Raw genomic sequence first — 6,776 nt, 5'->3', positions numbered from 1 at the left:
ATGGTTAAGTTTGATAGTGTTAAATTTTATTTAGGACAGGATTGTTACTAGCCGTAAATTACTATTATGGAGAAAGACTAATCATGAGATGCTTTAAATACAAAATAAAGGAGATCAAAGAAGACGATTCATTATTAGAAGAATTTTTGTGGTTTTTAAACCTAATGATCAATTTAGGATCTTCAAAAGCATACTACATTAGGGAAAATCTCATTTTATATAAAAAGAATAAATTTAATTAATTCTTCTACTTATTATTGAGCATTTATTGATTTGCTTTCAAGACCACATGGATTATAAGGTTGCATTACTTTCTGTATCGGTAAATAGCGGGCGCAAAACATCGCAAGACAACAACACAAATTAGCCTAAGTATGGATTAAAATTTTTAAGTTTATCCTTCATGATAATTGGTTTTATCAGTAATTATTTTACCTCAATTTACGTCTATCCCTATATAACCAATCATACATATTACCGGTCAATCTATACCTAATCCTATTTTCTAAATACCTGATGAAGCAATGGCCCTAAATAATTTAGATTAATCCAAAAACTGCAACAAGGCAGCTGTAGCTGATATAGAAATAAGCTCCGGAAAAGTAACCGCACAATTAAACTTTAGGGTTCAACGAGACTATCCCCGGGCAAAGAACTCACTGAATTCTGTTTCATTTTAGAGTTTCCAACTTAGGCGCCGGTTTGGGCAAGTTTAGCAATAAAAGAAGGCGTTACCTAAATTGGACTGGCCGTAAAAAAACAGAAAATTTTGATAAATAAAAGCAGGCCTGTAAGCCGGATTCTGTCTCTAATAAATAGAGCCTTATCATTTATCTAGGCGCAACATTACTATTACGCTCAATCTGCCTACCCCCCGGCATCGGGCGGGCAGCCCTACTTATAGCCGGTATACATGGCATTTCACCGCATAGAGTTTACCTGGTTTCACTACAGCATTACCTGTACATACTTTCTGTTGCACTTGTCCTCTCCGCCATGGCGGATGACGGGCGTTACCCGCTATGCTGCCCTCTGGTGTCCGGACTTTCCTCTTCACCGTTCCGTGAAGCGATAAGGCGGCCTGCTTGGCGGCAAAGATACTCTTTAGTTATAAGGTTTGAAAGTTGAAAGTTATAAAGTTCCTGTATCAACTTTTGAACTTTCAAACATTCAACATTGCAACAACTATTGTTTAACATTTCATTGGCAGGGCTAAAAACAGATATTCTTTAATTTTAAATAAAAGACTAATCCAACCATAAAAACAAAGTATCATGGACAGACAGATGTATCATTACGCCACGGTTTCAAGGGCATTGCAGGAACTAACCGATAAAGGCTTCACTACCGATTTTAACCTTGAAGAAGACCGTATAAAAGGCAATCCGGATGATTTTACCATTGAGCATATTTACCGCTATGAAGGCGAAACCGACCCCGGAGACGAGGCCACAGTGTACGGCATTATAGCTAAAGATGGGGAAAAAGGGGTTTTTGTAGCAGGCCATATGGCCTATGCGGAAAATGATGCCGCACGCACGTTACATGAAATAAGCATACGCGGCAGGGAGGAATAAAATTAATGAAAAGGCTTCACAAAAAACTTGAAAAAATAGGGAGAGATCCTGTTATCACCGCCAAAGCCGTCGGCTTGCGCTATTCCTTACAGCAGGATAAAGGCTACTACAGGAAGCGGAAAGCCGGCGGCTTTGTTTATTTTGACGAATCGGGCAACCGTGTCAGCGACCCCGGGGTGCTTGACCGAATAAAAAAACTGGTAATACCGCCGGCGTGGGAAAATGTGTGGATATCCCCGCACGAGAACGGGCACCTGCAGGTTACCGGCATTGATGCCAAAGACCGCAAGCAGTACCGCTATCACCCCGAGTGGAACAAAATCCGCAACCAAAGCAAATTTTACAGGCTGCGTAGGTTTGCCCTGGCGCTGCCTGCCATACGCGCACAGGTAGAAAAAGACCTGGCGCGGCAGGGCCTTCCCTATGAGAAAGTAGTGGCGCTGGTAGTAAAGCTCATTGAGCTGACTAACATCCGCATTGGGAATGATGCCTACAAAAAACTATACGGCTCTTTTGGATTAACCACACTTCGCGACAAGCACGTAAAGTTTGACGGCGCCACCGTTACTTTTGAATTTGTAGGCAAAAAAGGCGTGAAGCACAACATAAAGCTGCAAAGCCGCCGCATGGCCAACCTGGTAAAGAAATGCAAGGATATACCCGGCCAGGAACTTTTCCAGTACTATGGTGATGACGGCAGGCGGCGCACCATAGGCTCGGCTGATGTGAACGGCTATATTAAAGAAATTACGGGCGAAGACTTTACCGCAAAGGATTTCCGTGCCTGGGCGGGCAGCCTTAATGCCCTGTGCGCGTTCCATGACCTGGGGGAACATACAAGCGACAGCGACTGTAAAAAGAAAGTTGTGAACGTACTTGACGCTGTAGCCGCAAAGCTTGGCAACACGCGCACCGTTTGCAAAAAATACTACGTACACCCCACGGTTATAGCAGCGTATGAGAAAGGCTCAATATGGAACTACAATCCCGCCACGGAAGTGCCTGATGGCGACCTGAATGCCCGGGAAAAAGCACTGCTGGATTTACTAACGACAGAAGATATTGCCGAAGTGGTGGCGTAGCCGGGTCATTAGATTGCCCGGCTTGAAAGGCTTTGTCACATGTTAATTAAAGCCCAATAATCGAACTATCTAATAATCCTTGAAAATGCGACAGTATTTACTATATTTGCCGTAATGGAACAGTTCATAGTATCGGCCCGCAAATACCGTCCGCAAACCTTTAAAGATGTGGTTGGCCAGCAGGCTATTACTAATACACTGCTTAATGCCATTGAAAATAACCACCTGGCACAGGCTTTGCTTTTTACCGGCCCCCGTGGCGTGGGCAAAACTACCTGTGCGCGTATCCTGGCCCGAAAAATAAACCAGGAGGGCTATGATGACCCTACCGAGGATTTTGCGTTTAACGTGTTTGAGCTGGATGCCGCATCAAACAATTCGGTTGATGATATACGCAACCTCATTGACCAGGTGCGCATACCGCCCCAAACAGGCAAGTATAAAGTGTATATCATAGATGAGGTACATATGCTGTCCCAGGCGGCTTTTAATGCGTTCCTGAAAACGCTCGAGGAACCGCCACGCCATGCTATTTTTATCCTGGCCACTACCGAAAAGCACAAGATCATCCCGACAATACTCTCACGCTGCCAGATATTCGACTTTAAGCGGATAACGGTTAAGGATGCCAAAGAACACCTTGCCGAGGTAGCCCGCAGCCAGGGCATTACTTTTGAAGATGACGCGTTGCATATCATTGCCCAGAAGGCTGATGGCGCCATGCGAGACGCGCTCTCGATATTTGACCGTGTAGTAAGCTATTGCGGTACCAACCTAACCCGGCAGGCTGTTACTGAGAACCTTAACGTGCTTGACTATGAGTATTACGTTAAGGTAACCGACCTGATACTGGAGAACCGCATACCGGAGCTTTTACTAGCTTATAATGATATATTGGCAAAAGGTTTTGACGGCCACCATTTTATTGCAGGGCTTGCCTCGCATTTCCGTGACCTGTTGGTTTGTAAAAATCCTGCTACGCTTGTTTTGCTTGAAGCCGGCGAAGTTGCCCAGCAAATGTATGGCATACAGGCGCAAAAGGCCGGACAGGAGTTCCTATTGCAGGCTATAGACATAGCCAATGACTGCGACCTGAAGTACAAAGCAAGCCAAAACCAGCGCCTGCTTGTTGAGCTTTGCCTTATGCAGCTTGCCTCCATCACTTTTGATGGAGAAAAAAAAAAGCTGACAGGTTTATAATCCCCGCACATTATTTTAAAGACGGAGCGCCTGTAATAACCAAAATTACAGTGCAGGAAACTGTTATTGAAACACCGGCAGCCAAAATAGATATTGTTGATGTTTCCGTTGATGAAAAACCGGCACCGATTGCCCCACTCCCTACTGCCGAACTTGAGGTAGATACTCCCGAGGTAGTAGAACCTGTAGTAGTAAAGGCAGAAGATAAAGATGGTGTAGTAAAGGTTTCGGCTTTGTCGCTGTCAAGTATCCGTATGAAAAGGGAGCTTGAGCAGACCCAAAAAGCTACGCAAAAAACACATGATGAGCTGCCGCGGGAGCCTTTTACCGAAACGGACATGATGCTGATGTGGAACAGGTTTGCACAGCGCCTTAGCGATAACGGACAGAAGATCATGGCTACCTACATGCAGATAAACGACCCTGTGCTGGATAAAGATGGCGTTACCATAAGGCTGGAACTACCCAATGAAGGCTCAAAAGTTGATTTTGACAATAATAAAATCGAATTGCTGGGTTACCTGCGCGGCAAGCTCCACAACCACGATATTACCATTGAAACCCACGTAAATGAAGCGGTTTCAGCCAAACATGCTTTTACACCCCAGGAGAAGTTTGAAAAGCTTAAAGCTATCAACCCGGCTATAGAAACATTAAGGAAGATGTTTGACCTTGATATTTAAAAATGAAAAGCTATTTTGTGATTTATTATTTTGTTTTGTTTTTGTATCCGGACAAAATGAAAAACCATAAGGATCCTTCAAATTAACACCTGCAATAGATAATGAGCAGGACAGGGTGTAGCAACAAGCCCTAATGACGGCTGCTGCATAAGGTTGGGAGAATAAACCGCATCCAAAATTTGTAGAGTTAGTGCCTGCTTTACGTCAAAAGATAATATAAAAAGCTACTTTACAGAAAATTCTTTATAGTGCTATTATGTTTGTGTTCTTTACCTCACCAATCATAAATGTGCTGTGCGTACTGCCTATATGCTGTAGCGTGGTAAGCTTGGTCACCATAAACTCGCGGTAGGCCTCCATATTTTCCACATATATCTTCAGGATATAGTCATAATCGCCGCTTACATGATAGCATTCCAGCACCTCATCGAGCCGGGTAACCTCTTTTTCAAAGCGGGTCAGGTATTCCTTAGTATGCTGCAGCAGCTTGAGGTGGCAAAAAACCACGAATCCCCGGTTAACTTTTTTACGGTCTACCAGCGCCACATACCGGCTTATTATGCCTTCACGCTCCAGTTTTTTCACCCGTTCATACACCGCGGTAACCGAAAGATCGAGCTTTACAGAAAGTTCCTTAGTGGTTTTGCGGCTGTCTTCCTGCAACAGCATCAGCAGTTTTTTATCAGTTGCATCCATACCTGTAGAATATTTTTCGGCAAAAGAGCCGTTATGTTTATCTAAAGTTAAAAATAATTTACAAATGTATAATATAACGGAAAAAAAATCTGAATATACTTGATAATATTGTTTTTATTACTAATAAATATTCTATTTGTAAAATACATATAATACCATATAACTATGACCGATTTCAATCCCGCAGACAAGATACAGGACCTGCAATACTTCGGCGAATTCGGGGGCGTAAACCCTTCAATTTCAGACTCCTCAACCTATACTTTCCTTTCAGCAAAGACCATGTTCGATACTTTTGAGGGCAATGCTGAGGGCTGTTACCTTTATTCACGCCACTCCTCGCCCAGCAACCTGTACTTAGGCCAGGCCCTTGCCGCCATGGAGGGAACCGAAGCGGCAAACGTTGCGGCATCGGGTATGGGAGCCATTTCTGCCGTGCTCTTGCAGCTTTGTGCGCAGGGAAACCACATGGTATCAAGCCGCACCATTTATGGCGGAACGTATGCTTTTATGAAGAACTTCCTGCCGAAGCTGGGCATTAAAAACACGTTTGTTGATATTACCAGGCTGGATATGGTTGAGGCAGCCATAACAACCGATACCAAGGTGCTGTACTGCGAAACCGTGAGCAACCCACTCCTTGAAGTAGCTGATATAGAAGGGCTTGCCAAAATTGCTAAAAAGCATAACCTGAAGCTGGTAGTTGATAACACCTTCTCCCCTCTTTCAGTTGCACCCGCCAAACTGGGCGCTGATGTGGTGATACACAGCCTTACAAAATTCATCAACGGATCGAGCGACACCGTTGGTGGCGTAACCTGTGGCACCCAGGCATTTATAGACTCGCTACGCAACGTAAACGACGGCGCAAGCATGCTGCTGGGGCCTACCATGGACAGCCTTCGTGCCGCCAGCATACTGAAGAACCTGCGCACACTGCACATACGCATGAAGCAGCACAGCCACAACGCGCTGTACCTTGCAGGACGCTTTGAGCAGGACGGGCTTAAAACCGTGTATCCGGGCCTCAGCAGCCACCCCAGCCACAAGCTATACAAGGGCATGATCAACCCTGAGTACGGGTTTGGCGGCATGATGACACTTGACGTAGGCACACTTGACAAAGCCAACGAACTGATGGAACTGATGCAGGAACGCAACCTGGGCTACCTGGCCGTGAGCCTTGGCTTTTACAAAACGCTGTTCAGCGCGCCGGGAACGTCAACTTCAAGCGAAATCCCGCCGGAGGAACAGAAAGAGATGGGGCTGAGCGACGGCCTCATACGTTTCTCCATAGGCCTCGATAATGATATTGAAAGGACGTACAGGATGATGAGAAAGTGTATGGAAGAACTGGACATACTACAGCCGGCTGGAACAGCAGCTGTTTAACACCGCCCTTCTAAAACTTAGGCAACGACTACTATATAGCTTTACTATTTTATTTTTTTGGAGCAGGCACAAAATCGCACTTTTGTAAAGGCACGTCGCGCTGTACGCTATATCTCCCCGCCGCAAAAGCAGGCGGCGGGGAGGAT

General features: G+C 45.0%; 6 protein-coding genes and 1 other RNA gene. 5 read left to right on the top strand and 2 right to left on the bottom strand.

Features of this window, described 5'->3' with window-relative positions:
• Positions 1-775: 775 nt before the first annotated feature.
• Positions 776-1,088: RNase P RNA component class A (gene rnpB / locus CHU92_RS02685), an RNA gene on the bottom strand.
• A 186-nt stretch (positions 1,089-1,274) separates the two neighbouring features.
• On the opposite strand from rnpB, the gene CHU92_RS02680 reads away from it, so the two are divergent.
• The 4 genes from CHU92_RS02680 to CHU92_RS02665 all read left to right on the top strand — a co-directional run bounded on the left by CHU92_RS02680 (position 1,275) and on the right by CHU92_RS02665 (position 4,542).
• Positions 1,275-1,577, top strand: coding sequence for a hypothetical protein (locus CHU92_RS02680; protein ID WP_094412339.1), 303 nt, complete (start codon positions 1,275-1,277; stop codon positions 1,575-1,577).
• Positions 1,578-1,582: 5 nt separating this feature from the next.
• Entirely contained in the window at positions 1,583-2,659 is a 1,077-nt protein-coding gene (locus CHU92_RS02675; protein ID WP_094412337.1) for a DNA topoisomerase IB, read from the top strand.
• Between the two features lie 114 nt (positions 2,660-2,773).
• Positions 2,774-3,859 carry a DNA polymerase III subunit gamma/tau gene (gene dnaX / locus CHU92_RS02670; RefSeq protein WP_094412335.1) on the top strand — a complete coding sequence of 362 codons (1,086 nt, stop codon included), beginning with the start codon at positions 2,774-2,776 and terminating at the stop codon, positions 3,857-3,859.
• A 50-nt stretch (positions 3,860-3,909) separates the two neighbouring features.
• The gene (locus tag CHU92_RS02665; RefSeq protein ID WP_243389548.1) at positions 3,910-4,542 is read left to right on the top strand and encodes a DNA polymerase III subunit gamma/tau; all 633 of its coding nucleotides are present in this window, start codon (positions 3,910-3,912) and stop codon (positions 4,540-4,542) included.
• 243 nt (positions 4,543-4,785) lie between these two features.
• On the opposite strand, the gene CHU92_RS02660 is transcribed toward CHU92_RS02665, so the two are convergent.
• Positions 4,786-5,238: an Lrp/AsnC family transcriptional regulator gene (locus tag CHU92_RS02660; protein WP_094412333.1), complete on the bottom strand. Its 453-nt coding sequence runs from the start codon at positions 5,236-5,238 to the stop codon at positions 4,786-4,788.
• 165 nt (positions 5,239-5,403) lie between these two features.
• Here CHU92_RS02660 and CHU92_RS02655 point away from each other — a divergent pair, with 165 nt between their 5' ends.
• Positions 5,404-6,630 (top strand): aminotransferase class I/II-fold pyridoxal phosphate-dependent enzyme, encoded by a 1,227-nt coding sequence (locus CHU92_RS02655; RefSeq protein WP_094412331.1) that lies wholly within the window; start codon positions 5,404-5,406, stop codon positions 6,628-6,630.
• Positions 6,631-6,776 lie beyond the last annotated feature (146 nt).

The organism is Flavobacterium cyanobacteriorum, from assembly GCF_002251835.1.
GTDB lineage: Bacteria > Bacteroidota > Bacteroidia > Flavobacteriales > Flavobacteriaceae > Flavobacterium > Flavobacterium cyanobacteriorum.
The sequence above is the reverse complement of the archived record's forward strand: the minus strand, read 5'-3'. Positions and strand labels throughout refer to the sequence as shown.